At 61.3% G+C, this 25907-nt stretch carries 22 protein-coding genes; 13 read left to right on the top strand and 9 right to left on the bottom strand.

What is annotated here, in order from left to right:
- Positions 1-21 precede the first annotated feature (21 nt).
- The 4 genes from dnaE to recO all read left to right on the top strand — a co-directional run bounded on the left by dnaE (position 22) and on the right by recO (position 6346).
- Positions 22-3444 carry a DNA polymerase III subunit alpha gene (gene dnaE / locus GFJ39_RS00725; protein ID WP_153429114.1) on the top strand — a complete coding sequence of 1141 codons (3423 nt, stop codon included), beginning with the start codon at positions 22-24 and terminating at the stop codon, positions 3442-3444.
- Positions 3445-3638: 194 nt separating this feature from the next.
- Positions 3639-4436 (top strand): 30S ribosomal protein S2, encoded by a 798-nt coding sequence (gene rpsB, locus GFJ39_RS00730; RefSeq protein ID WP_041110487.1) that lies wholly within the window; start codon positions 3639-3641, stop codon positions 4434-4436.
- A 101-nt stretch (positions 4437-4537) separates the two neighbouring features.
- Positions 4538-5446, top strand: a complete 909-nt coding sequence (tsf, locus tag GFJ39_RS00735) for a translation elongation factor Ts (RefSeq protein ID WP_153429115.1) — start codon at positions 4538-4540, stop codon at positions 5444-5446.
- A gap of 132 nt (positions 5447-5578) precedes the next feature.
- A complete protein-coding gene (gene recO / locus GFJ39_RS00740; protein WP_153429116.1) occupies positions 5579-6346 on the top strand; it encodes a DNA repair protein RecO in 768 nt (255 codons plus the stop codon).
- On the opposite strand, the gene GFJ39_RS00745 is transcribed toward recO, so the two are convergent.
- Positions 6340-6816: a hypothetical protein gene (locus GFJ39_RS00745; RefSeq protein WP_153429117.1), complete on the bottom strand. Its 477-nt coding sequence runs from the start codon at positions 6814-6816 to the stop codon at positions 6340-6342. The genes recO and GFJ39_RS00745 overlap by 7 nt on opposite strands.
- Here GFJ39_RS00745 and parC point away from each other — a divergent pair.
- Complete coding sequence (gene parC / locus GFJ39_RS00750) at positions 6793-9000, top strand: DNA topoisomerase IV subunit A (protein ID WP_153429118.1); 2208 nt, start codon at positions 6793-6795, stop codon at positions 8998-9000. The genes GFJ39_RS00745 and parC overlap by 24 nt on opposite strands.
- A 19-nt stretch (positions 9001-9019) precedes the next feature.
- Here parC and GFJ39_RS00755 read toward each other — a convergent pair whose 3' ends face one another.
- On the bottom strand, positions 9020-9742 hold the full coding sequence (locus tag GFJ39_RS00755; RefSeq protein ID WP_153429119.1) for an arginyltransferase: 723 nt from the start codon (positions 9740-9742) through the stop codon (positions 9020-9022).
- A 155-nt stretch (positions 9743-9897) separates the two neighbouring features.
- Between GFJ39_RS00755 and cls the strand changes: the two genes are divergently transcribed.
- Positions 9898-11310 (top strand): cardiolipin synthase, encoded by a 1413-nt coding sequence (gene cls, locus GFJ39_RS00760; RefSeq protein ID WP_153429120.1) that lies wholly within the window; start codon positions 9898-9900, stop codon positions 11308-11310.
- 4 nt (positions 11311-11314) lie between these two features.
- Here cls and GFJ39_RS00765 read toward each other — a convergent pair whose 3' ends face one another.
- Both GFJ39_RS00765 and GFJ39_RS00770 read right to left on the bottom strand, forming a co-directional pair.
- Entirely contained in the window at positions 11315-11941 is a 627-nt protein-coding gene (locus tag GFJ39_RS00765; protein WP_153429121.1) for an endonuclease/exonuclease/phosphatase family protein, read from the bottom strand.
- Positions 11938-13017, bottom strand: a complete 1080-nt coding sequence (locus GFJ39_RS00770; RefSeq protein WP_153429122.1) for an AI-2E family transporter — start codon at positions 13015-13017, stop codon at positions 11938-11940. Before GFJ39_RS00770 ends, GFJ39_RS00765 begins: the two co-directional genes overlap by 4 nt.
- Before the next feature lie 129 nt (positions 13018-13146).
- On the opposite strand from GFJ39_RS00770, the gene GFJ39_RS00775 reads away from it, so the two are divergent.
- Entirely contained in the window at positions 13147-13983 is an 837-nt protein-coding gene (locus GFJ39_RS00775) for a sulfurtransferase (protein WP_153429123.1), read from the top strand.
- A 2-nt stretch (positions 13984-13985) separates the two neighbouring features.
- On the top strand, positions 13986-15197 hold the full coding sequence (gene metC, locus GFJ39_RS00780) for a cystathionine beta-lyase (RefSeq protein ID WP_153429124.1): 1212 nt from the start codon (positions 13986-13988) through the stop codon (positions 15195-15197).
- A gap of 4 nt (positions 15198-15201) precedes the next feature.
- Here the strand turns inward: metC and GFJ39_RS00785 are convergent, their stop codons facing one another.
- From GFJ39_RS00785 to GFJ39_RS00795, 3 genes are all read right to left on the bottom strand, one after another.
- A complete protein-coding gene (locus tag GFJ39_RS00785) occupies positions 15202-16704 on the bottom strand; it encodes a YifB family Mg chelatase-like AAA ATPase (protein ID WP_153429125.1) in 1503 nt (500 codons plus the stop codon).
- Between the two features lie 50 nt (positions 16705-16754).
- The gene (gene serA, locus GFJ39_RS00790; protein WP_153429126.1) at positions 16755-18005 is read right to left on the bottom strand and encodes a phosphoglycerate dehydrogenase; all 1251 of its coding nucleotides are present in this window, start codon (positions 18003-18005) and stop codon (positions 16755-16757) included.
- Positions 18006-18145: 140 nt separating this feature from the next.
- Positions 18146-18934 carry an inositol monophosphatase family protein gene (locus GFJ39_RS00795; protein ID WP_153429127.1) on the bottom strand — a complete coding sequence of 263 codons (789 nt, stop codon included), beginning with the start codon at positions 18932-18934 and terminating at the stop codon, positions 18146-18148.
- Between the two features lie 75 nt (positions 18935-19009).
- Here GFJ39_RS00795 and GFJ39_RS00800 point away from each other — a divergent pair, with 75 nt between their 5' ends.
- The 4 genes from GFJ39_RS00800 to smpB are packed head-to-tail and all read left to right on the top strand — an operon-like array spanning position 19010 to position 22003.
- Positions 19010-19735, top strand: a complete 726-nt coding sequence (locus GFJ39_RS00800; RefSeq protein WP_194285250.1) for a 3-deoxy-manno-octulosonate cytidylyltransferase — start codon at positions 19010-19012, stop codon at positions 19733-19735.
- A complete protein-coding gene (locus GFJ39_RS00805) occupies positions 19735-20568 on the top strand; it encodes a prephenate dehydratase (protein ID WP_153429128.1) in 834 nt (277 codons plus the stop codon). Before GFJ39_RS00800 ends, GFJ39_RS00805 begins: the two co-directional genes overlap by 1 nt.
- Positions 20569-20606: 38 nt before the next feature.
- The gene (gene dapA, locus GFJ39_RS00810; protein WP_153429129.1) at positions 20607-21500 is read left to right on the top strand and encodes a 4-hydroxy-tetrahydrodipicolinate synthase; all 894 of its coding nucleotides are present in this window, start codon (positions 20607-20609) and stop codon (positions 21498-21500) included.
- An 8-nt stretch (positions 21501-21508) separates the two neighbouring features.
- Entirely contained in the window at positions 21509-22003 is a 495-nt protein-coding gene (gene smpB, locus GFJ39_RS00815) for an SsrA-binding protein SmpB (protein WP_011251661.1), read from the top strand.
- 145 nt (positions 22004-22148) lie between these two features.
- Here the strand turns inward: smpB and GFJ39_RS14475 are convergent, their stop codons facing one another.
- A complete protein-coding gene (locus GFJ39_RS14475) occupies positions 22149-22835 on the bottom strand; it encodes a cold-shock protein (protein WP_011251660.1) in 687 nt (228 codons plus the stop codon).
- Positions 22836-23125: 290 nt separating this feature from the next.
- Here GFJ39_RS14475 and GFJ39_RS00825 point away from each other — a divergent pair, with 290 nt between their 5' ends.
- On the top strand, positions 23126-24127 hold the full coding sequence (locus GFJ39_RS00825) for a lipid A deacylase LpxR family protein (protein WP_153429130.1): 1002 nt from the start codon (positions 23126-23128) through the stop codon (positions 24125-24127).
- A gap of 56 nt (positions 24128-24183) precedes the next feature.
- Here GFJ39_RS00825 and GFJ39_RS00830 read toward each other — a convergent pair whose 3' ends face one another.
- A complete protein-coding gene (locus tag GFJ39_RS00830; protein ID WP_153429131.1) occupies positions 24184-25884 on the bottom strand; it encodes a putative bifunctional diguanylate cyclase/phosphodiesterase in 1701 nt (566 codons plus the stop codon).
- Positions 25885-25907 lie beyond the last annotated feature (23 nt).

Raw genomic sequence — 25907 nt, forward strand, 5'->3', positions numbered from 1 at the left:
CGTCCCTGATAGACTGCGGGCATGTCTCATGCCGATTTTGTTCATCTCAGAAATCATTCCGCGTACTCCCTGAGTCAGGGCGCGATCCGGATCCCGGAACTCGTGAATCTGACAGTCAGGAATGGCATGCCGGCCGTCGCCCTGACAGATAGCGGCAACCTGTTCGGTGCGCTTGAGTTCTCGCTTTACTGTCGCAGCAACGGTGTCCAGCCGATAGTCGGCTGCCAGATTTCGCTTCCTCCGCGCAGCACAAAGCCAGGAGCGATGTCCGAGCCATTGGTGGTTCTCGCACGGAACGAGGAAGGACTGGCAAATCTCCAGATCCTGTCATCCGAGGGCTTTCTGAACGGCGATCCTGCCGATCCCTCGGTTGCGATCGACTTTCTGTGTCAGCATGCGGCAGGGCTGTTTCTGCTGACGGGTGGCAATCGCGGACCGATCAACAGGCTGATCCTTGAGGAACAGAAATCTGAAGCGCAGGCGCTTCTGAGCCGTCTGGAAGAAGCCTTCCGGGGAAATATCGCGGTCGAACTGAACCGGCTTGGCGAGGCGGGGGAGCAGGAAGTCGAAAGTGTCCTGATCCCAATGGCGGATCGGATGGATATTCCGCTTGTGGCGACCAATGAATGCTTCTTTCCGAAGCCGGAAATGCATGAGGCGCATGATGCGCTGCTGTGTATCGCGCAGGGGCGGACTATTGCGGAAGAAGACCGCTGGCATGTGTCTTCGCAAGCCTGGTTCAAGACGCCTGCGGAAATGCGGGCCGTCTTTCATGATCTTCCGGAAGCCTGTGACAACACGCTGATTATTGCGCAGAAATGTGCGGTGGCGGCCTGCACGCGCAAGCCGCTTCTGCCGATCTGTCCCAAGGTCCGGGAAGGCTCGACGGAAGAGGAAACACTGCGGGCCATGGCCTGGGAAGGTCTGGAAAAGCGCCTTGAAGCGATCAGCGCGGATGAGGACAAGCGTAAGCTTTACTCGGAGCGCCTTCAGGTTGAGCTGGATATCATCGCGCGGATGGGCTTTCCGGGCTACTTCCTGATCGTTGCCGACTTCATCCAGTGGGCCAAGGCGCATGATATTCCGGTGGGTCCAGGGCGTGGATCGGGCGCAGGTTCGCTGGTGGCATACGCGCTGACGATTACGGATATCGATCCCATTCCATTCGGACTGCTGTTCGAGCGCTTTCTGAATCCCGAACGTGTTTCCATGCCGGATTTCGATATCGATTTCTGTCAGGATCGCCGCGATGAAGTGATCCGATATGTGCGCGAGGAATATGGCGGGAGCCGTGTCGCGCAGATCATCACGTTCGGAAAACTTCAGGCCAAGGCGGCTGTGCGGGACGTCGGCCGTGTGCTGGGACTGCCCTATGGGATGGTCAACCGCGTCGCCGAGCTGATCCCGAACAATCCGGCCAAGCCTGTTTCGCTGTCGGATGCGATTGAGGGTGAGCCCCGCCTTCAGGAAATGCGGGACAGCGATGAGTCGCTCAAAAGGCTCATGGAAATCGCGTTGCAGCTCGAAGGCCTGTACCGTCATGCCTCCACCCATGCGGCCGGCGTGGTGATCGGTGATCGCGAACTGGTGGAACTGGTGCCGCTGTATCGCGATCCGAAGAGCGACATGCTCGTGACGCAGTACAACATGAAATATGTCGAGCAGGCCGGTCTGGTGAAGTTCGACTTCCTTGGCCTGACAACGCTCACAATTCTCAAGCGGGGCCTGGATTTCCTTAAAGAACAGGGAATTACGGTCGATCTCTCACGTATTCCACTGGATGATGCGAAGACGTTCGAGATGCTGGCCAAGGGCGATACGGCCGGCGTGTTCCAGTTCGAAGGTGCGGGCATGCGGGACATGCTCAAGCAGATGGCGGCCAGTCGGCTGGAGGATCTGATTGCGGGCGTGTCGCTGTATCGTCCGGGACCGATGGCAAACATTCCGGATTACTGCCGACGCAAGCATGGCGAGCCATGGGAGCCACCGCACGAGGAAATCCGCGATATTCTTGAAGAGACCTATGGGATCATGGTCTATCAGGAGCAGGTCATGCAGATCGCCCAGAAGATGGCGGGCTACAGTCTGGGTGGCGCGGATCTGCTGCGGCGTGCGATGGGTAAGAAGATCGCAGCGGAAATGGAGAAGCAGCGCGCAATCTTCACTGAGGGGGCGACCGCGCGTGGCATTCCTCAGGAAAAAGCAGTCGAAGTTTTTGATCTTATGGCTCGTTTTGCGGATTACGGCTTTAACAAATCGCATGCCGCAGCCTATGCGCTGGTGTCCTATCAGACGGCCTGGATGAAGGCGAACCATCCGGTCGCGTTCCTCGCGGGCTGCATGTCTCTGGCACGGGAAAAGACGGACAAGCTGGCGGCTCTGTGTCAGGAAGCACGGCGAATGAAGATTCCCGTGTTACCCGTTGATATTAATAAATCTCTGGCAGATTTTTCCATCGAAACACTGGAAGATGGGCGTCAGGGGATCCGTTATGCGCTGTCGGCCATCAAACGTGTGGGCGCGGCCGCGATGCAGAGTGTCGTGGCGTCCCGTGGGGACAGACCGTTTCAGGATCTTACGGATTTTGCGGAGCGCTGTGACCCGAAGAGCCTGAACAAGATCCAGCTGGAAAGTCTTGCAAAAGCAGGGGCTTTCGACAGTCTTCTCAAGGAGCGGCATATTGTTTTTTCGAGTGCCGACATTCTGTTGCGCCGGGCTCAGGCGCGGGCGCAGGAGCAGCAGATGGGCCAGGCCGGACTGTTCGGAGGTGCGGGTCAGGAACGTGAGATTCTGCGTCTGAACGAAGGTCGGCCCTGGCCCGACTTTGAACGTCTCTCGCTGGAAGCTTCGGCTATCGGGTTCCATATGAGCGCGCATCCTCTGGATGCGTATCGCAGCGTTCTGAGGCGACTGGGAGTAACTCCATCCAATGCGCTGGAAAATGTTGCAAAAACAGGGACTACGCGCGTCAAAATCGCAGGCTGTGTCGTGGATCGCAAGGAACGGCCGACACGGACCGGCAAGAAAATGGCCTGGGTCAATCTGTCCGATAGCGGTGGTGGATGTGAGGTTACGCTGTTTTCCGAGACGCTGACATCCTGCCGGGATCTGCTGGTGGCGGGACAGGCCATTCTGGTGACGGCGGAACTCAAGGTGGATGGCGATGCGCTGCGGATCACGGCGCAGAATGTCATGGATCTGGAGGTCGCGGCTGCGGCCGAGCGTTCGGAAATCCGCGTCTGGCTGAAGGAGGATGCGTCCCTGCCGGATCTGGCCTCCCTGCTGGAAGAGGTTCAGGGTGGCTTCGGGCGTGTGAAACTACTGCCTTCCGTTGAGGAAACGCAGGATGTCGAAATCTCCCTTCCGGGGCATTACCGGGTGACGCCACGTCTTGCGGAGCGGCTGCGGACATTGCGGGGGGTTGAGAAGGCCTTACAGGTCTGACGAGGCCAGTATTGTGTGAAACTCTGCTGACAGGTCTTGCGTCTGTGGGCATTTTCCGCCATATCGCGACCGTTCTTCTAAGGAGTTTCCTCCCGATGAGAGCAATCCGCACGCATGGCTCTGGGTTTTCTGGTGTCCTGATCTCAGGACGTTGCCATGCGGAGGTTCAACCAGACGCAAGGAATTTTCGAATCATGGCAATGCCTGATTTCACCATGCGCCAGCTCCTTGAAGCCGGCGTTCATTTCGGTCACCACACCCGTCGCTGGAACCCGGCCATGGCGCCGTACCTGTTCGGTGTGCGTAACCAGGTTCACATCATCGACCTGCAGCAGACGGTTCCGATGCTGGATCGCGCCCTGAAGGTTGTCCGTGATACGGTCGCCAATGGTGGTCGCGTCCTGTTTGTCGGCACCAAGCGTGCCGCAGCTGACCATGTTGCTGAAGCTGCACAGCGTTGCGGCCAGTACTACGTCAACCACCGCTGGCTCGGCGGCATGCTGACCAACTGGAAGACCATCACGGGTTCCATCAAGCGTCTGCGCCAGATCGACGAGATGCTGTCGGGTGACACGACGGGTCTGACGAAGAAGGAAGTTCTCGACATCACGCGTGACCGCGAGAAGCTCGAGCGCTCCCTCGGTGGCATCAAGGAAATGGGCGGCCTGCCTGATCTGCTGTTCGTGATCGACACGAACAAGGAAAAGCTGGCGATCGAAGAAGCCACGAAGCTGGGTATTCCGGTCATCGGCGTTCTGGACAGCAACTCCAACCCTGCTGGCGTGACCTATCCGATCCCAGGCAATGATGACGCCATCCGCGCCATCACCCTGTATTGCGACCTGGTCTCCGGCGCGGTTCTCGACGGTATTTCCGCCGAGCTGGCTGCTTCGGGGCAGGACATCGGTGCTGCTGAAGAACTGCCGGCTGAGACGGCTGTTCTGGAAGCCGCCGCTGCTGAAGGCGCAGAAGCTCCCGCTTCCGCCGGCTGAACAGACTGCCGGGGTCCGGTCATGGAAAACGGCAACTGAAACATGGCATGCGGCCGGGCGAGTTCGTCCGGCCGCATGATCTTTTTTGAGGGATGAGATAAATGGCAGAAATCACAGCAGCCCTGGTTCGCGAACTGCGCGAAGCCACCGGCGCAGGCATGATGGATTGCAAGAAGGCCCTGACGGAAGCTGCCGGCGACATGGAAGCCGCCATCGACTGGCTGCGTACGAAGGGTCTGTCCCAGGCTGCGAAGAAGTCCGGCCGTACGACGGCTGAAGGTCTGGTCGGTGTTGCGTCCGCCAAGAACCGCGCTGCCATGGTCGAAGTGAACGCCGAGACCGACTTCGTGGGCCGTAACGAGGCATTCCAGGCATTCGTCGAGCAGGTCGCTCACGTTGCTCTGGAAGTCGGCGACGATCTGGACGCCATCAAGGCTGGCAAGGTTCCGTCGGGTCGTACGGTCGCTGACGAGCTGACGCACCTGATCGCCACGATCGGCGAGAACATGGCCATCCGTCGCGCCAAGGTCCTGTCGGTCGAGTCCGGCGTTGTTGCCAGCTACGTCCACAGCGCTCTGCGTCCGGGCATTGGCAAGATCGGCGTTCTGGCCGCTCTGGAAGCTCCGTCCGAGTCCGACGCTCTGCTGACGCTGGGTCGTCAGATCGGCATGCATGTTGCCGCAACCCGTCCGGCTGCCCTGGACGTTGCCAGCGTTGATCCGGAGTCCCTGGAGCGTGAGCGCGCTGTTCTGATCGAGCAGGCTCGTGAGTCCGGCAAGCCGGAAGCCATCATTGAGAAGATGGTCGAAGGCCGTATCCGCAAGTTCTATGAAGAAGTCGTTCTTCTGGAGCAGGTGTGGGTTCTGGATGGCGAAAGCCGCGTGGTCAAGGTCGTCAAGGAAGCTGGCGCGAAGCTGGTCGGTTTCGAGCGCTTCCAGCTCGGTGAAGGCATCGAGAAGGAAGAGAGCGACTTTGCTGCTGAAGTCGCCGCTGCCGCCGGCACCAAGTAAGGTTTTCCGTTTCTGACCTGATCCGGCTCTGCCCGGTTCAGGTCGTGCTCGAAAATCTGTAGAAAGGCCCCTGTGCGCTCCGGCGCGCGGGGGCTTTTTGCATTTTGGCGCATGGATCGGGGAGGATGGACGATGGAATGGGAAGCGGCGGCGCTGGTTCTGTCGGTCCGGCCTTATGGCGAAGGCAGTGCGCTGGTCCACCTGTTCAGCGAGGAACACGGAGTCTCGCATGGCATGGCGCGCGGGGGAGCGTCCCGTCGTCAGGCTTCCCTGTGGCAGACCGGCAATCTGGTCATGGCGCGCTGGCGGGCGCGGCTCGCGGATCAGCTCGGAACCCTGACGGCTGAGCCGGTTCAGTGCGTGGCGGGGCGTATTCTGGATGCACCGTTGCAGCTTGAGATGGTGAGCAGTGCCTGCGCGCTGGTCGATGGGGCGTTACCGCAGGGCGAGCCGCATCCGGAGCTTTTCATGCGGCTGGTCCGTCTTCTGACGCTGATCAGTGTGGCCCCGGATCCAGCCCCGATGGGTGCTTATCTGCGTTGGGAAAGCCAGCTTCTGGCCGGATTGGGCTATGGGCTTGATCTTTCGGACTGCGCTGTGACGGGTTCGCGGGAAGATCTGGCGTATGTTTCTCCCCGTTCTGGCCATGCCGTGAGCCAGAAGGGCGCGGGAGAGTGGCGGGACCGTCTGTTGCCCATGCCCGCGTTGATGATGAGTGAGGCGGAGGACGGGACGCCTGAAGACTGGAAAAACGGCCTTGCGCTGACAGGGCATTTCCTGTCGCGCTGGGTATTCGGTGTGCGACATCAGCCTCTGCCGGCAGCGCGGGAAAGGCTGGTCGATTATGTGCAGCGGCTTCAGGTCGCTCCCCCGGATAAGGCAGGGGACTCCACTCAGTAGAAAACGTGGCTGGGGCCGGGGCGTAGGCCGTTGACGACGTCCACATCAGCCGTGCTGTCCCAGACGGACCAGTCCCAGCCGGGATGCTGGTTGATTTCGGCCGTCATGCGCTGTTCCTGCGCGCCATCGATCGGATGACTGGCCTTGTAGGCAGCATAGGCCATCTTGTCGCCCATATAGACGCAGCCGCACGCGATGGGATCGGCATAGAGCAGGACCGGCTGCCCGTTCTGCATGCGGTAGGTCAGAGTGTTGGGGGGCAACAGGTTCATCATCGCCCAGCGTGCGGTCGTATCGGCAGGGTGCGCTCTGAACCCGGCCAGGGCGAAGGATACTTCCGCTTTCTGCACGGGCCGATAGGGTGAGCAGGCAGTCGTGCCGATGAGGAGAGCGCTGGACAGGATGGCATGCCAGTGTCTAAGTCCTGCACGAAAGAGGGGAGATGCATGGGAACGGATCTGGCGGGTCATATCGAGGATACCAAGCTCGCTGAGGCTCTGAGCGAGCGATATATTGCGTATGCGATGTCGACAATCATGTCGCGGTCCCTTCCGGACGTGCGTGATGGCCTGAAGCCGGTACACCGCCGCCTCCTTTATGCGATGCAGCAGCTCCGCCTTGATCCCACATCAGGGTTTAAAAAGTGTGCACGTGTCGTCGGTGATGTGATCGGTAAGTTCCATCCACATGGCGATGCCTCCGTGTACGAGGCGTTGGTACGTCTGGCGCAGGATTTCGCGGTCCGTTATCCGCTGGTCGAAGGGCAGGGCAATTTCGGGTCCATCGACGGCGATGGCGCGGCCGCCATGCGATACACCGAGAGCCGCCTGACGGAAGTGGCGCAGGCGCTGCTGGACGGGATTCAGGACGACGCTGTCGATTTCCGCGCGACCTACGACAATGAAGATCATGAGCCCGTCGTGCTGCCCGGCACGTTCCCGAATCTGCTGGCGAACGGAGCGGCAGGTATTGCCGTAGGCATGGCGACGAGCATCCCGCCGCATAATGCCGCCGAGATCTGTCGGGCCGCCAAGCTTCTGATCGAAAAGCCGGATGTGACGATCGCCGAACTGGTGGATCTGATGCCCGGGCCGGATTTCCCGACGGGCGGCATTCTGGTGGAAGAGCGCGACTCCATCATCCGCTCCTATGAAACCGGCCGTGGCAGTTTCCGGACGCGGGCCCGTTGGGAAGTCGAGCAGGGGCGGTTTGGCACCTGGGTCATCATCGTCACCGAGATCCCGTATCAGGTACAGAAATCCCGTCTGATCGAGCAGATCGCCGACCTGATGGAACAGCGCAAACTGCCGCTTCTGGGCGATGTGCGCGACGAGAGCACGACTGATATCCGCCTCGTGCTGGAGCCCAAGACCAAAGGGGTCGAGCCTGAAGTCCTGATGGAGACGCTGTTCCGCAACACGGCGCTTGAGAACCGGTTCAGCCTGAACATGAATGTTCTGGGCGGAGACCGTGTTCCGGGTGTGCTGTCGCTGAAACAGGTTCTGCGCGCATGGCTGGACCATGTGCATGAAGTGCTGGTGCGGCGCTCGAACCATCGTCTGGCGGCGGTGCTGCGGCGGCTGGAAATCCTTGAGGGCTTTCTTGCGGTCTATCTGAACCTTGATGAGGTGATCCGCATCATCCGCGAGGAAGATGAGCCCAAAGCCAGCCTGATGGAGACGTTCAGCCTGACGGATGTGCAGGCCGAGGCGGTGCTGAACATGCGGCTGCGCTCTCTGCGGCGGCTGGAGGAAATGGAAATCCGGCGCGAGCGGGACAAGCTCGCCGACGAACAGAAGGCGCTCGAAACCCTGCTGGGTTCGGAGCGTCGGCGCTGGACGCGGATCTGCAAGGATCTGGACGGCACGATCAAAAAGTTCGGATCGGGCCTGCTCGGAGACCGGCGCACGCTGATCGCTGCTGCGCCGGAGCCGGTTGATATTTCAGCAGCGCTGGAAATCGACCGCGAACCGCTGACCATTCTGCTATCCCGCGAAGGCTGGATCCGGGCCATGAAGGGCCACGGGCTCGATCCGCAGGGGCATCGCTTCAAGGAAGGTGACGAGGGCTGGCTGTCGGTGGAGTGCCAGAGCACGGATCGGCTGTGCCTGATCTCCAGCAGCGGGAAGGCCTATACCATCAAGGCTGCCGATCTGCCGCGCGGGCGTGGGTTCGGGCAGCCGTTCCGGACCATGGTGGATGTGCCGCAGGAAGACCGGGTTGTGACGCTGTTTCCGGTTTCGGACGAAGGACGTCGCCTGATTGCTTCCGCATCGGGGCGCGGGATGATCGTGTCCGAAGCCGGGCTTGTGGCGGAAAAGCGGACGGGCAAGCAGGTCTTCAACGTCAAGGACGGTGACGAGGTCTTTGCCTGCATTCCTGTTGGCGGCACGCATGTTCTGACCCTGGGGCAGAACAAGCGCGCGCTGATCTTCCCGCTGGAGCAGGTGCCGGAAATGACGCGCGGCGGCGGTGTCGCGTTCCAGAAGCTGGGCGATAGCACGCTGCGCGATATCCGGACGCTCACCCTGTCTGAAGGTCTGTTGTGGCAGGAAGGCCAGCGTGTCCGCGCGACGGCGGATCTGCTCCCGCTTGAGGGGCGCCGCGGTGCCGTGGGGCGTGCGGCACCGCAGTGGATGCTCCGCAAGAACTGAAGCGGGATTATCTCCCCATTCAGGCGGGGGATAATGCCGCCAACAGATTCCAGTGACCATCACGAAAAACTTCCGCAGGTCCGAAGGCGGCTTTATAGGCCATCTTTGGGCTTCCGGGGACATAATAGCCCAGATACAGGTGTTCCAGCCCCATGCGGGCGGTCTCTTCGATCAGCCACAGGATCGAGAACGTGCCCCATGAGGCCGTCAGGTCGTTGACATCATAGAACGTGTAGACGGCGGACAGGCCGTCCGAAAGACGATCGATCAGGCTGACGCAGACAAGCGTGCCATCGGGGCGGCGAAACTCGGCCAGGAACGTCTCGACCGGCGTATTGGCGATCAGCTCCGCATAGTCGCGCCAGCACATATGGGCCATGTCGCCATCGGGATGGCGGACGGTCTGATACATTTCGAACAGGCGGAACTGTTCGTCCGTGGGGACCGGGGGTGCGATGTTCACCACAAGGTCCGCGTGGCGGCCGCGGATTTTCTTCTGGGTGCGGGTTGGCGTGAAGGTCGCGGCCGGGATACGCATGGGCGTGCAGGCGCGGCAGCCGACGCAGACGGGGGCGTAGGCGATCGCATGGCTGCGGCGGAAGCCGGCCTGGGACAGGCGGTTGTGCAGGGCTACGGCGTCAGGGCCCGCGAGTTCGGTCAGGACCTTGCGTTCGGTCCGGTCGGGCAGGTAGGGGCACGGGGCCGGAGCCGTCGTGTAGAAGAGCTGTGGGCGATGTTGCATGGAACGCTCTCCTTTTTCGAAAGACGGGGCCGGAAGATGATCCTATCGCAAGGACGGGGGCTGGCGCATCCTCCATCTTTGCGAAAGGATGAAGGGAGAAGATCCGGGGGCTGATGTGCTGTTTGCGGCACAGGATGGCCGCCGCAGGGAGACTTATGACGCACTGGACCGTTTTCCACATTCTCATGCAGACCCTGCGCTGGACGCTGCCCCTGCTCGTTACGGTCCATGCGCTGGTGCACAAGCGCGATACGGCGTCCTGCACGGGCTGGATCGGCATCTGCTGGATTGCGCCCCTCCTGGGGACGGTGCTGTATCTGATGTTCGGGATCAATCGTGTCCGACGCCGGGCGCAGAAAATGGTCAACCGGCATCTGTGGGAAGGACGCGACCCGCTGGCGCAGTATCGCCAGACCGTGGATGGCGATCTGGCGCCGCTTTCAAAGATGCTGGGGCGTCTGACGGAACGGCCCCTGATGCGGGGCAATTCAATCACCTGCCTTCATGACGGGGACAATGCCTATCCGGTGATGCTGGAGGCGATCGGGCAGGCCAGAACGTCAGTTATCCTGTGTTCGTATATCTTTCGTGATGATGAAGTCGGGCAGCGTTTTGCCGAGGCACTGGTGGCGGCGAAGCGGCGCGGGGTCGAGGTCCGTGTGCTGGTGGACGGGATCGGAAGCGGATATTTCCGCTGCGGAATCGAGCGCCGGCTGCGGCGTGAGGGTGTGGCCTGCGCACGCTTCATGCACTCGGTCTGGCCCTGGCGCATGCCGTTCATCAATCTGCGCAATCACCGCAAGATCCTCGTGGTGGATGGGACCATCGGTTTCATGGGTGGCCTGAACATCGGTGAGGAGAACATGCTCCGGCTGCGGACGAAGCTCCCTGTGGCGGATACGCATTTCCGCCTTCAGGGACCGGTCGTGCATCAGCTTGCCGTGGCGTTTGCCTGGGACTGGTCGTTCACGACGGGTGAGGAACTCGAAGGCGAGCGTTATCTGCCCGAGCCATCCCCGGTGGGTGATGTACCGATGCGGATCGTGACGTCCGGGCCGGATATGGATCTGGAGAAGATCGAATACGGGATGTTGCAGGCTTTCGCGCTGGCCCGGAGGCATATCTGGGTCATGACACCATATTTTCTGCCGGATGACCGTATCTCGACGGAGCTTGTTCTTGCCGCGCTTCGGGGCGTGGTGATCGATATCGTCGTACCGAAGAGCAGCAATCACGCCCTGATCGACCATGCGCGGGATGCCAATCTGCGGCCGTTTCTGGATGCGGGCTGCCGGGTGTGGATGGCCGATCCGCCGTTCAATCACTCCAAGCTGATGGTGGTGGATGATGAATGGAGCTTCGTGGGGAGTGCGAATATCGACATGCGCTCCCTGCGGCTGAATTTCGAGATCAATCTGGAAATCTATGACGCCGGTGTGGCGAAGGACCTGTCCACTTTCATGCAGACGCATCGCCGCAACCGGATGACGCATCATGATCTGGACAGCCTGCCGTTCCTGATCCGGATGCGCAATTCGGCGATCAGGCTGCTGCTGCCCTATCTGTAAGGGTTTACGCGCCCAGTCGCAGCGTGACGGAGATGGGGCGGTGATCGGAGCCGAAGCGTGGCAGGGCGCGCGCTTCCAGACGGGACAGGCCCCGTACGAGGCAGCGGTCCAGCCTCAGTGGAACATGGTTCAGCATCCGGTGTGTCTTTTCCTTTGGGCCGACGTCCAGAAAGCCCGGGAGCAGGACGGGGCCGACAAGGTTGAAATCGCCCATGATGACGGCGCGGTGGCGCATGTTGGCGCTGATGCTGCGAAGCTGGCGTCGATTGAGGATCTGCCCGTGAGACAGATGCACGTTGGCGAGGGAGAAACTTCCAAAATCAATCAGTTGCGCCGTGCGCCTGACCAGAAGACCACGCGGCAGGCGGCAGAATGAGGGTGGCCGTGTAAACGGCAGACGGCTCCAGCAGGCGGTCCCGTGCGGTCTGCCGGGAAGCGGGATGCGATCGTAGTAACCGCCAAGGATTTCGGGGAGTTCGTCCACCGCTGTCTGCGCCTCCTGCATGACGACGATGTCGGGATCTTCCGTGCGGATGACGGTTAGCACGTCTTCGAGCGAGGCACCGTCCCAGCGGTAGAGATTCCAGCTCAGGATCTTGAAAGAGGCTCCGGACAGAAGGGACATCGTCATTTCGGAGACTCCGGCAGATAGAGGGGATTGCGTTCGCGGTGATGGGGACCAGCGGCGAACTCGCTGGTCAGGGTATAGCCGACAGCCAGCAGAACGGGGCCGAGGAAAATGCCTACGCCGCCAAAGGTCACGATGCCGCCGAGAACGCCGAGGACAGTCAGGAGATAGGGCAGTTGGGCGCCGCGGGCGATGAAGGCCGGGCGGATGACGTGATCGGCGCCAGAGATGATGAGAATGCCGTAAATGGCCAGGAACAGCCCGTGTCCGAAATGGTGTGTCATGCCCAGCCAGATGGCGGCCGGGACCCAGACCAGCGGGGCGCCGATAGGGAAGACCGCGACGAACGCGGTAATGCCCGCCAGAAGAACCGGCGAAGGAACACCCGCCAGCATCAGGCCGATGCCGGTCAGTACACCCTGGATCAGGGCGGTGCCGAGGATGCCGTAGACCGTGCCTCGGACCGTGCGGCCGATGATGTTGATGAGGCGCGGCGTGGTGTGGGGGCCGGCGATGCGGTCGATCAGGGCCGTGATGGTGTTGCCGAGCGTATCGCCGTTGAGCCACAGAAAGAAGGCCACGAACAGCGCCATGATGAGTTCGGCGAGTCCCCCTGCGAGACGAAGCAGGACCGTCAGCGTGAGATGGGCGATCTGCCCGGCATAGGGACGCAGCACTTCGGTCGCGAAGGCGCCAATGTCATGGCTGAAATGATGCCAGGCCTCCACGAGATGGGGACCTGCCATCGGGATGCGGTTCAGCCAGCCGGGAGGCGGGTTTGCGCTGGTGACATGCAGGATCAGGGCGTCGATTTCCGAAATCGTGCCAGGGATGTCACTGATCCCCGCGCTGGTCAGAACGGCCAGGGGGACGACGATGAACAAGGCGCTCAGGGCCATCATGGCGAGGGCGGCGAGCACGGGGCGGACGTGCCTGCGCATACGCCGGTAGATCGGCCAGGTCGTGAAGGCGAGGATCGCGGCCCACAGGATGGCCGAGAGGAAGGGCCACAGGATGATCCCGCATCCATAGGCGATTCCGGCCAGGATGAGGCCAAGGAGAATCCGCTCGGTCGTCATGCGGTGCCGTTCTCCTGGCTGGAGCCGGACGGGTGCCCGGACCGGCATGACTCTGTGGGCTGCGTGTTCATGGAGTGACACATTGGCACGCTCTGGCGTCGGACGCATCCCTCGACCTATGGTGCGGGTATGACGATCTCGCCACTTGTTGATGCCGCGACCCTGATCTCCGAGGTTGGCCGCTTCATTCCCCTTGATGCCAGCGTGCTTTTGCCGGGGCAGAAAGGCGACCCCGATGCTGCGTTTACACAGCGTCATCTGCTCGATGCACGACGATTTGATATCGATGTCTTTGCAGACCCGGACAGCCCGCTTCCGCACACGGTTCCCGGAGCCGCGCGCTTCGCCCGACTGATGGGGGCGCTCGGAGTGAGCGAGGATGTGCCGGTCGTGTTTTATGACGGACGCGGAAGTGTCGGTGCCTGCCGGGGCTGGTGGCTGGCGCGGCTGTTCGGGCACCGGAATGCGCGGATACTCGATGGGGGGCTGGAAGCCTGGCTGAAGGCCGGCGGCCCGGTGGAAGAGGGCGCAGCGTCCACAAAGGAGCCAGCCCTTTTTCGGACCCGTCCCCGCTACGGGCTTCTGGCGGGTTCGGGGGATGTGCGGCTTGCGCTGGAGCGGGAGGATAGTCTCGTTCTCGATGCCCGGAGTGCAGGACGCTTCGCTGCGACAGTTCCGGAGCCGCGTCCCGGTGTGCGGAGTGGCCACATGCCCGGTGCAATGAGCATGGACTGGACGCGTCTTGTGGATGAAAGCGGCTGTTTTCTGCCTGCATCAGAACTGAAGCAGATTCTGGCCGCTGCAAAAGGGCAATCGGTGATCGCGACCTGTGGCTCCGGGCTGACAGCCGCGACAATTGTAGCGGCTTTGGCGATCGCGGGATATGGCGATGCGGCCTTGTATGATGGGTCCTGGACGGAATGGGGCAGTGATCCCGATGCCCCGGTTGTAACGGGAGAGGCGTGAGCATGAGCGATCTGGAAAAGCAGGTGAGCGCGGGGTGGAGCCGGATGGGCTCCATGCTGGTGCGTGAGGGACGGCCACACGAGATTCCGGAATCGGGAACATTCGTGAATGCGCCGGTCAGCCGGGGATCGACGGTCCTGTTCCCGTCGCTGGAAGCCATGAACCGGACGGACGGTCGCAGCCATGCCCATAAGGTGGTTTACGGGGCCATGGGTTCGCCGATCCAGCACCAGCTTGAAGAAATGCTCAGCCGGATCGAGGGTGGGACCCATACACAGGTCGTCGGCTCAGGGCTCGCCGCCTGCGCATTGCCGCTTCTGGCGTTTCTGGGCTGCGGAGACCATCTTCTGCTTCCCGACTCGGTCTATGGACCGACGCGGCGTTTCGCCGGCACGATGCTTCAGCGCATGGGCGTGACGACGACCTATTATCCTCCCACGGCATCCCATGACGAAGTTCTGGCGCTCATGCGACCGGAGACGAAGGTGCTGTTCGCGGAAAGTCCCGGCAGTCACACTTTCGAGGTGCAGGACGTGCCCATGCTGGCCGAAATCGCGCATGAGGCCGGAGCGCTCCTGATGCTGGACAACACCTGGGGGATCGGCGTGTTCCAGCCCTTTACCCATGGTGTGGACGTGTCGATCCAGGCGCTGTCGAAATATCCCGCCGGACATTCCGATGTCATCATGGGATCGGTCACGGTCAATGATGACGCGTGCTGGAAGACAGTGCGGGATGCCGCAATCCAGCTTGGACTGTGCGCCGGGCCGGATGACTGCTGGCTGACGCTGCGGGGGCTGCGGACGATGGGTGTGCGGCTGGCACATCAGTCGCGCTCGGCACTGGAAATCGCGCAGTGGCTTAAGACACGCCCCGAAGTGGCGCGGGTTCTGCATCCCGCGCTGGAAGACTGTCCGGGGCATGAGTTCTGGAAGCGCGACTTTACCGGAGCGTGCGGTCTGTTCGGGGTGGAGCTTCAGCCGGGAATTTCCGTTGAGACGACCGAACGCATGATCGACGGACTGAGCCTGTTCGGGATCGGAGCCTCCTGGGGCGGCTATGAAAGTCTGGTTCTGCCGACCACGGGGCATATCCGGCGCGTGACGGGTGAGGGTGGCCCGACATCCGCGACATTCCGTCTGCATATCGGGCTGGAAGATGTGGAGGACCTGAAGACCGATCTGGCCCGCGGGCTGGACAGCCTTCAGTTCTGAACTGCTATCGCCGGCGGAAGGTCAGGGCTTCGGCGACGTGATGGCGCTGGATGCTCAGGGTGCCTTCCAGATCGGCGATGGTCCGGGAGACCCGGATCAGGCGCGTGATGCCCCGATTGGACAGGCGAAGCTTTTCAGCAGCCTGCTCAGCCAGAGAGCGGGCATCGTCGTCCATATCGAGCTGGTCCGGAGAGACCTGCGAATTGGGAACGCCCTGACGGTCGATCTGGCGTTTGCGGGCGATTTCCACACGGGAACGAACGGCGGCGCTGCATTCACCCTTGGGCGCGCGGCTGATGTCGATCGGAGAGAGGGGCTCGATCTGCACGCAAAGATCCATGCGGTCGAGCATCGGTCCGGAAATTTTGGCCGTATAGTCCTCGCCGCAGCGCGGAGCCTTGCGGCAACTCCGCTCCAGATCGCCCAGATAGCCGCAACGACACGGGTTCATGGCGGCAATGAACTGGAAGCGTGCGGGATAGGTCGTGTGATGGGCCGCGCGGGCGATGGAAATACTGCCGGTTTCGATGGGCTGGCGCAGGGATTCCAGACAGGATCGTGAAAATTCGGGTAGCTCGTCGAGGAACAGGACGCCGTTATTGGCAAGGCTGACTTCGCCGGGCCGGGCTTTTGCACCGCCTCCCACAATGGCAGGAAGGCTCGCGCTGTGATGCGGGGCGCGATAGGGCGGTCGGACGACCAGTCTGCCATTCTGCAGAATGCCGGAGACGCTGTGAATCCGGCTTGTTTCGAGAGCTTCTTCCCGTGTCAGGTTGGGCAAAATACCGGGCAGACGACTGGCGAGCATGGATTTTCCAGCACCCGGTGGCCCGCTCATGAGCATCGAATGAGCGCCTGCTGCGGCAATTTCCAGAGCGCGCCGTCCGATTGCCATCCCTTTGACGTCCGCAAGATCGGGCCCGTATTCAATGACATGTTTGGTCGGGAGCGGGGCCGGAGACAGGATCTGCTGTCCCTGAAAATGGGAAACAAGGGCTGCGAGTGTGGGGGCGCCGAGAACGTCCGTGCTGTCATTGCCCCAGCGTGCTTCAAGCGCCTGGGCTGCCGGGCAGATCAGTCCGAGCTTACCCTCGACGGCACCGATGGCAGCGGACAGAACACCTGCGACGGGATTGATGCGTCCGTCCAGTGACAGTTCACCGACAGCGGCATAGACCGAAACGGCCTCGAAGGAGAGGATGCCCATCGCGCAAAGCAGGCCGAGCGCGATGGGAAGATCGAAATGCGCGCCTTCCTTGAGAAGATCGGCTGGCACGAGGTTGACGAGGATGCGTTTGGGTGGAAGGGCCAGCCCCATCGCTGTCAGGGCCGCGCGGACACGTTCGCGGGCTTCACCGACGGATTTGTCTGCCAGTCCTACGACCAGAAATGCCGGAAGGCCGCTGGAGACCTGGACCTCGACCGTGACCGGAACGGCTTCGATGCCCGAGAAGGCGAAGCTCTGGATGCGGGCGAGGGCAGGTGTATGCGGGCTGGGACTCGTCATGAGACAAATCCTAGCCCGAAATTATTTACCGTTGGTTAACGGAAAGAGTCTCAGGCACGCTGGTACAGCAGGCGGGCACGCAGTGTGCCATCGAGGGCCTTGAGACCGTCCAGCAGCTTCGTATCCATGTCAGGGCCCTCCGACTCGGCTTCGACAACGACGTAGCCCACTTCGCCATCCGTCTGAAGATATTGGGCGGTCACGTTGCAGTTCTGTGCCGCGAACAGATCGTTGATCTGGCGCATGATGCCGGGGCGGTTGGCATGGACGTGCATGAAGCGCGTGCCGCGTGGGCGTTCGGGGAGCTGGACGCTTGGAAAGTTGACCGACCCGATCGTGGAGCCCACGTCCGAATAATCGACCAGCTTGCGTGCGACTTCGACGCCGATGCGCTCCTGCGCTTCCATGGTGGAGCCGCCGATATGCGGCGTGAGAATGACATTCTCCAGGCCCTGAAGCGGGGATTTGAACTCTTCGCCGGCTTTCTTGGGTTCGACGGGGAACACGTCCACGCCCGCGCCCATCAGATGGCCGTCCTTCAGAGCAGCAGCGAGGGCTTCAAGATCCACGACGTTGCCGCGTGCATTGTTGAGCAGGATGGAGTTGGGCTTCATGGCCCGGATTTCCGTTTCTCCGATCAGCAGATCGGTTTCCGGCGTTTGCGGGACGTGAAGGCTGATGATGTCGGACTCGGCCAGCAGGTCATGCAGGGTCGGAACGGCGATGGCATTGCCGTGCGGCAGACGGGGCATCACGTCGAAATACAGGACACGCATGCCGAACGCCTCGGCGAGTACGGAAAGCTGCGAGCCGATGGAGCCATAGCCGACGATACCGAGCGTCTTGCCGCGGACTTCCCAGGCGTTGGTGGCGGATTTGTCCCAGCCGCCCCTGTGGCAGGCTTCCGAGCGCGACGGGATGCGGCGCAGCAGCATGACGATCTCGCCCATGACCAGTTCGGCCACGGAACGGGTATTACTGAAGGGCGCGTTGAACACGGGAATGCCGAGCATGCGGGCAGTGTTCAGATCGACCTGATTGGTGCCGATGCAAAAGCAGCCGATGGCCATGAGGCGGTCTGCGGATTCAAGGATTTCGCGTGTGAGCTGGGTCCGGCTGCGGATACCGACCATGTGCACACCCTGAAGGGCTTCCTTCAGCGCATCACCTTCGAGCGCACCCTTGACGCGCGTGACTTCGGTGTAGCCCTCTGCGGCGAAATGGGAGGCGGCGCTTTCGTGAATGCCTTCCAGAAGAAGAATGCGGATCTTGTTCTTGGGGAGAGAGAACTGCGTTTCCATAAATCCGTCCCGGTCATGAACCGGAAGGCTCCGGTTTCAATTCAAACTGCTTCCATCAGGTCTGGCCGTGACCAGACCGGTCCCGGCTCATGTCTGCCGCCACGTTCGCCGGGGCCTCCTCCCTAGCCGATCAGCGGGTTTCAGGAAAGGTGGCGGACGAGTTCGGGAAGCAGGGTTGCGTCTCCGCAGGCCAGAACGGTGCCATCGCTTTCGAGAGTCAGTCTCTGACCCTGCCAGTCCGTGATGCGGCCTCCCGCGCCTTCCACCACCGGAACGAGTGCACCCCAGTCCCAGGGTTTCATGGTGCACTCCGCAATGACGTCGATCTGACCAAGAGCGAGAAGGCCGTACGCATAGCAGTCTCCGCCCCAGGACGTGCGACGGGTGTGTTTTTGCAGGTTGGCAAAGCGCGGGGCGTGCTCCGCGGTCATGATTTCGGGGGCCGTGCAGGACAGTTCCGCTTCGGCCGCTTCCGGGCACGGGCGCGTGCCGATAATTCCGGGCAGCCGGTCGGACAGGAACTGCGTGGGTCGTCCCGAAACACCAATCCAGCGTTCCTCGGTCACGGGCTGGTCGATCAGTCCGAGTACAGGACGACCTTGGTGAAAGAGCGAAATGAGAGTGCCGAAAGTGGGGCGGCCGGTCAGGAAGGCGCGGGTGCCATCAATGGGATCGAGAACCCAGAGCCAGTCGCCATTCGCGCCGCTCATGCCGTTTTCCTCCCCGAGAATGGCATGTTCCGGCAGGTATTCCGCAAGAATGTCGCGCATGGCCTGTTCCGCCTGACGGTCCGCGATGGTGACGGGGCTGTCATCGGGTTTTGCATCGGCGCGCAGGGATGTCCGGAAATGGGGCAGGACGGTCCTGCGGGCGATATCCGCACAGGCTGTTGCGGCAACAATAGCAGTCTGCACTACGGTTTCATTCATGATTTGTGTCTATTCCCGTCCTGTGGACCCTGCATGAGATTGACGCCCGTTCCGGGGGGCGGCATCAGAGGGGCCATGCATCCGATCATCGTTATCCCCTCCAGACTTGCTTCGACCCGCCTGCCGCGCAAGCCCCTCGCTGATATTGGTGGCGTGCCCATGATCGTCCGGGTTGTCCGTCAGGCTCTGGCCGCACAGATCGGCCCGGTGGTCGTGGCAGCGGCAGATGATGAAATTCTGGAGGCCGTCAAAGGGATACCCGGCGTAAGAGGTGTGCTGACCGACTCGGAGCTGGCAAGTGGTTCCGATCGTGTCCATGCAGCTTTGACAGATGTGGATCCTGGTGGCGCTCATGATGTGGTCATCAACCTTCAGGGCGATCTGCCCCTGATTGCGCCCTCCAGCCTGACTGCCGTTCTGAAACCACTGGTTGATCCAGCGGTCGATATCGGAACACTGGCCGCTCCGGTTACGAGCGATGCCGAGCGCGATGCCTCGCAGGTCGTCAAGATTGCGTGTGATTTTGAAGGGTCGGATGTGACGCGGGCGCTGTATTTCTCGCGCCAGCCCATTCCATGGGGTGCCGGGCCGTACTGGCATCATGTGGGTGTATATGCCTGGCGTCGGACCGCGCTGGAGCATTTTGTGGCTCTTGCCCCCTCAGTTCTGGAGCGGCGGGAAAGCCTTGAACAGTTGCGGGCTCTGGAAGCCGGCATGACGATTGGCTGTGCGAGGATTGACCATGCGCCTCAGGGCGTGGATACGCCTGCTGATCTTGAGCATGTGAGAGGGTTGGTCTGATGCCGGTCATTGCATTTCAGGGCCGCCCGGGCGCCTATTCCGATCTGGCCTGCCGTCAGGCGCGGCCGGGCTGGACCACGCTGCCCTGTCCGACATTTGCCGATGCGATCGACGCCGTGCATGACGGCCGGGCGGATGAGGCGCTTCTGGCGTGCGAGAATACGCTGGCCGGCCGTGTGCCGGACATTCATTCGCTTCTGCCGGATGCCGGGCTTCACATCGTCGGGGAATATTTCCAGCGCGTCGAGCACTGCCTTCTGGGGGTGCCAGGTGCGAAGATCGAAGATATCCGCCGGATTCACACGCATCCCGTTGCGTTGGGACAGGTTCGTAAACTGACCAGCCAACTGGGTGTGGAGCCAGTAACGCAGTTCGATACCGCCGGTGCGGCCGAGATGGTGGCGCAGTGGGGACGCAGGGAAGATGCGGCGATTGCGTCTTCCCTGGCGGCCGAGCTGAACGGGCTGACGGTGCTGCGGAGCAATGTCGAGGACGCCTCGCACAACACGACGCGCTTTTATCGCGTGGCCCGCAAGCCTTGCATTCCCTCGCCCGAGCGCACAGATGTGCTGACGACGCTGCTGATGCGGGTCGGGAACTGTCCGGGTGCGCTCTATGCGGCATTGGGTGGATTTTCCCGGCATGGTATCAACATGACGCGGATCGAAAGCTATATGCTGGACGGCTCGTTTACGGCGACGCAGTTCCTGATGGATGTCGAGGGACATCCGGAACAGGCCGCTCTGGCGGCGGCGCTCGCGGAACTGGAGCAGGTCAGCGACGATCTGAGAATTCTGGGTGTTTACCCAAGCAGTCTCTCACGCCGGGCGTGAGGGCAGGACAGGCAGAGCCCATGACAGAAGGCGGAACAATGGCTGACACGAGCATGTATCAGGGGTCGCTGACGGCTCTGGTCACTCCGATGCATACGGACGGACGGATCGATTTCGACGTTTCGGCAAAGCTGATCGAGCGTCAGATCGAAGCGGGCACTACGGCACTGATCCCGGCCGGCACAACAGGCGAAAGCCCGACGCTGTCGCATGAAGAACATGGTCGCGTTGTGGCGCATTGTGTCGAGACGGCGAATGGTCGCGTGCGCGTCATGGCGGGTGCGGGTTCCAACAGCACGTCTGAAGCCGTTCTTATGGCAAAGCATGCCCATTCCGTCGGGGCAGACAGTTTGCTCGTGGTTGTGCCGTATTACAACAAGCCGTCGCAGGAAGGGCTGTACCGCCATTTCATGACGATTGCGGATGCGACACCTCTGCCGATGTTCCTGTACTGCATCCCCGGCCGCTCAGTCGTGGACATCTCGATAGCGACCATGGCGCGTCTGTGCGAACACCCCAATATCGTCGGTACCAAGGATGCTACTGCCAATATGGCCCGCCCGATCGCGGTGCGTCGTGCCGTGGACAAGCCGTTCAACCAGCTTTCCGGTGACGATAACAGTGTCCTGTCCTTTCTTGCCGCAGGTGGCGACGGATGTATCGGCGTGACGTCCAATGTTGTGCCGCATCTGTGCGCGGACATGCATCTGGCCTGGCAGGAAGGGCGGGTCGAGGATGCAATCGCCATTCAGGATCACCTGACACCGCTGCATGACGCCATGTTCCTGGAAAGCAACCCTGGTCCGGTAAAATACGCTCTGTCCAGACTTGGGCTATGCAATCCGACGTTGCGACTGCCCCTCGTAGAGCCGCAGGAAGAGACGCGTCGGGCCATCGATGCGGCCCTGCGCTCGCTTGAACTTCTGGACTGATCACAGCTATGGCCGGAAAGAAAACCAAGAGCGGCATGATTTCCCATGGCATGGCCGCACAGAACCGCAAGGGCCGGTTTGACTATACGATTCTGGAAACGACCGAAGCCGGAATCGTCCTGAAAGGGCCGGAAGTGAAAAGCCTGCGCCTCGGTCGGGCGACGATTACGGAAGCCTATGCTGCCGAGCGGGACGGCGAGATCTGGCTCTTCAACTCCTATATTCCGGAATATCAGGGAGGCGTTCTCTCCCGGTTTGAGCCACGTGCTCCGCGCAAGCTGCTGATGCATCGCAAGCAGATCGCGCATTTTCTGGGTGCTGTCAGCCGTGCGGGCGCCAGTCTGGTGCCGCTTGATATTCATTTCAACGCCCGTGGCATGGCGAAAGTGACGCTGGGCCTCGGCCAGGGACGCCGCAAGGAAGACAAGCGGCATGCCATTGCCGAGCGTGACTGGAAGCGGGACAAGGCGCGACTGGTCCGGAGCAGTGGCAAGGACTACTGAGCCGGTGTGCTCTGGGAATGAGGATTGAAAAGGTCGGATTCTTCCGGCCTTTTTTATTGTCCGGGGCCGAAATGCCGGCATGAAAAAAGCCGCTGCAGCAGAAGCTGGCAGCGGCTTTTTCTACTCAGACCGAAGTCCGGGTCATTCAGTCAGCGCTGATTTCAGCAGCTTCCGGACCCTTCTGGCCCTGAACAACCTTGACGTTGATCGTCTGGCCTTCGTCAAGCGTCGGCAGGCCCGAACGCTCGAGAGCGGAGGCGTGAACGAAGATGTCCTTGCCACCGGATTCCGGCGTGATGAAGCCGAAGCCCTTCGTGGCGTTGTACCACTTGACCGTGCCACGCATGTCTTCAGCGCGGGACAGGTCCGGAGCCGGACGGCCCGGACGTGCACCACCGAAGCGGGGCTGGTCACCGAAAGCAGCGCGGGGACGCGGTGCTTCTGCCGTGCTCTCGTCAACGGAGAGGACTTCAGCGACCTGACGGCCCTTCGGACCCTGGCCGATGCGGACCACAACGGTCGCGCCCGGGTTCACGTTGCTGACACCAGCATTGGTGAGGGCGTTGGCGTGCAGGAAGATGTCGCCCGAGCCATCGGACAGTTCAACGAAACCGAAACCCTTCTCGGTGTTGAACCACTTCACGCGGGAGCTGATTTCCGGGCCTGAAGCTGCGACGAAGCTGTTACGACGGGGCGCGCCGTAGCCGCCACCACCATTTCCACCACCAAAGCCTCCACGGTCGCCATAGGACGGCTGGGACGAGTATGTGTCGTCAAACCCGCCGCGGCGAGGTGAGTTGAAGCTGCTGCGGTCGGTTCTGTTGTTTCTCAACGGTCTAATCCCGAGACTGGGGTGTCATGATAGGGCGGGCCCTGCCGTGACGTAATTTCAAAAATTTGGAAAAAAACGACGCTGTTTCTCTCCTGTGGTAATTCCTAGCACGCTTTTTTCCTTCTCTGCCACAGGGAATATGGGGCTGAAACATAACTCGCGCTAATTTTAAGATTGGGATGAGACCCGTCGACACTTTGATTCCGGTCGTGAAAATGACATACACACGTTACCCAGTATTTGGACCCAGTATTTGGTGGTTCCCGACCCAGCGCGTAACAGAGGTGCCCATGCGAAGCCGACTGACTTTTTCCATTGGAGCCACTGCCGTGCTGGCGCTGTCTTCCACCGCCATGGCCACGCCGTTGCAGGATCCGTACGGAACCTGGACCGTCCAGGGTGAGAATGACGCGATCTCCACGCTGAAAGGGACGTCGGATCAGTATTATACGTCTGGTCTGCGCATCAACTGGACATCGGGAACGGACAATCTTCCGCGGCCTATCGCGAAGCTGAACCACATCCTGATGGGTGATGGCGTACAGCGTATCAGCATTGGCCTGCAGCAGATCATCGATACGCCACGTGACACCCAGGCTGATAATCCGCCGCAGGGTGACCGCCCTTATGCCGGACTGCTGCTGGGAACCGTGAACCTCATCAACGATACGGATCTTTCCCGGACCGTAATGGGAATCCAGTTCGGCATGCTTGGTCCGTCGGGACTCGGGCGGCAGGTCCAGAACGGCTTTCACAAGGCCATCAGCGATACGCCGAGCACGGGCTGGTCACACCAGCTCGCGAATCAGCCGATCTTTCAGGTTCAGGCCGGCCGGATCTGGCGCGTGCCTGTCCTGAATGTCTATGGCATTCATGCCGACGTGCTGCCGGCGATCTCGGGTGCGGCGGGTGATTACCGAACCTACGCGGATGTGGCGACGACGTTCCGCATCGGTCAGGGTCTGGACAGTGACTTCGGCAATGCAACCATCGGACCGGGACTCGACGGCACGGATGCGTTCCGCGCGACCCGTCCTTTTGCCTGGTATTTCTATGGCGGTGTTGAAGGCCAGGCGGTGGGTTATGACGTGACGCTTCAGGGCAGTACGGTCCGCCCCAATGCGCCCCATGTCGGGAAGGTCTGGGATGTGGGTGAGATCCATGCCGGTGTTGCCGTGATGTGGCACGGCGTACGTCTGTCCTACAGCCAGAACTGGCAGACGGCGCAGTTCGAGACGCAGAAAGCGGGTCTCTTCAACTACGGATCGCTCAAGCTCTCGGTCAAGTTCTGACGTTTCCGGAGCAAGGACTGATAAAGACCGCTTTCCTTACGGGAAGCGGTCTTTTTTCATGCCCGGGCGAGATGCGGGACGTGGCTGTCCCGGACGGGAGCCCCCAGCAGGTAACCCTGGACTTCCTCGCAGCCATTGGCATCGAGGAGCGCCATCTGGTGCTCTGTTTCAACGCCTTTTGCACAGCAGGTGATGTTCAGGGAGCGGGCAAGGGAGAGAATGGCGTACATGATCTCGTCGGCGCGCATGTTTTCGCCCAGATACTGGACGAAGGCGCGGTCGAGTTTGATCTGGTCCAGCGGATAGATGCGAAGTCTTTCCAGGGAGGAATAGCCGGCCCCGAAATCGTCGATGGCAAGGCGCACACCCAGCGCGCGGACGCGGGAGAGTTCGCGAAAGGCGATATCGGAAGGACCGAAGGGTCTGCATTCGGACAGTTCGATCTGCAGGCGTCCGGGCGGAAGCCCGGTTTCGGTCAGGACGGTATCGACGAGCGGGGCAAGTCGCTCATTAACCAGCCAGACCGGCGAGACATTCACGCAAACCCGCAGCGGAATCGACCAGCGCAGGGCGGCCAGACAGGCGTTGCGCAGGCTCCAGCTGTCGAGTGCCTCGATCATGCCGACTTCCTCGGCATAGCGGATGAAGAGATGGGGAGCGACTTCGCCATGACCGGGTCGGCTCCAGCGCAGAAGTGCCTCATGCCCGATGATCTTCTGGGATGCCGTATCCACAATGGGCATCCATTTCAGAAAAAGGGCATTGTCTTCGACGGCTTTGAGCAGGTCCTTCTCGAGGTTCGAGGTGATGGCATAGGTCTTGGTGAGTTCCGCACTGGCGCGGCGCTCATGGCCGCCGCCGGTACGATTGGCTTCGGTCAGGGCGGCGCGGGCGGCGAGGATGAGCTGGTTCGCATTCTCCGCATCCTGCGGATACATGCTCCATCCTGCCGAGACTGAGAACGGAATGGCACCCATATCCAGCAACACGGGGGTTCTGGAGATCTGCAGGATCGTCTGGACCAGGGATCGTGTCGTGACAGCCGTGGTGCCGGGCGGTGTCAGGACCATGAAATGGCCGCCACCGATCGCACTCAGGAAGCAGCCTTCCGGTAGAACGGATCTGAGACGGCGGATCATTTCCGCAAGGATCAGGTCGGCCGTGTCCCATCCATAGCGGTCGTTGATCAGCGAGAGATGATCCAGAGTGAGATGGATCAGGCTGAAGACGGCGCGGCGTGAGAGGCTTCCCGTACGTTCCATGAACTGATGCAGGACGCGGAGGCTTTCCTCCCGGTCGGGCAGGGCGGATTTTCCCGCATGTCCCGCGGATCCGTTGGCTAGCTCGGCTGCCACGTCCTGCAGGACGCGGCCAGCCGTGGCAGAGAAACTCCCGCCCGAGGGACAGAAGGCGACGAGAAACCGTCCGCGCTTCCCCTCATCCGAACTGATGGGGAGGGGGCATCCGATCAGGGAGAACTTATCGGGCAGGGAACAGAAAAAAGGCTCTTCCCCAGTCCGTGCCTGTTCCGATGAAAGAATGATCTCTCCCGTAGAGGCTTTCTGCAGTCCGGATGGAAGAGGACCGACGGATTGCAGGATACTCGGGATGCCGCTGGCCGAGAGATCCAGCAACGCGACTGCCGACCCGCCTGTCGCGGGAAGAAGAAGACGAAAGAGAAAGGATCGGCGGTCCGAGGAGTTGCCAGAATATTCGTGTGAAATCTCTTTCTGAGCGTCTCTGGCAGGACTGCTCATCACGTGTGTACTCCATGAAATTC

Origin of the sequence: Gluconobacter aidae (genome assembly GCF_009547075.1) — a bacterium.
Taxonomy (GTDB): Bacteria; Pseudomonadota; Alphaproteobacteria; order Acetobacterales; family Acetobacteraceae; genus Gluconobacter; species Gluconobacter aidae.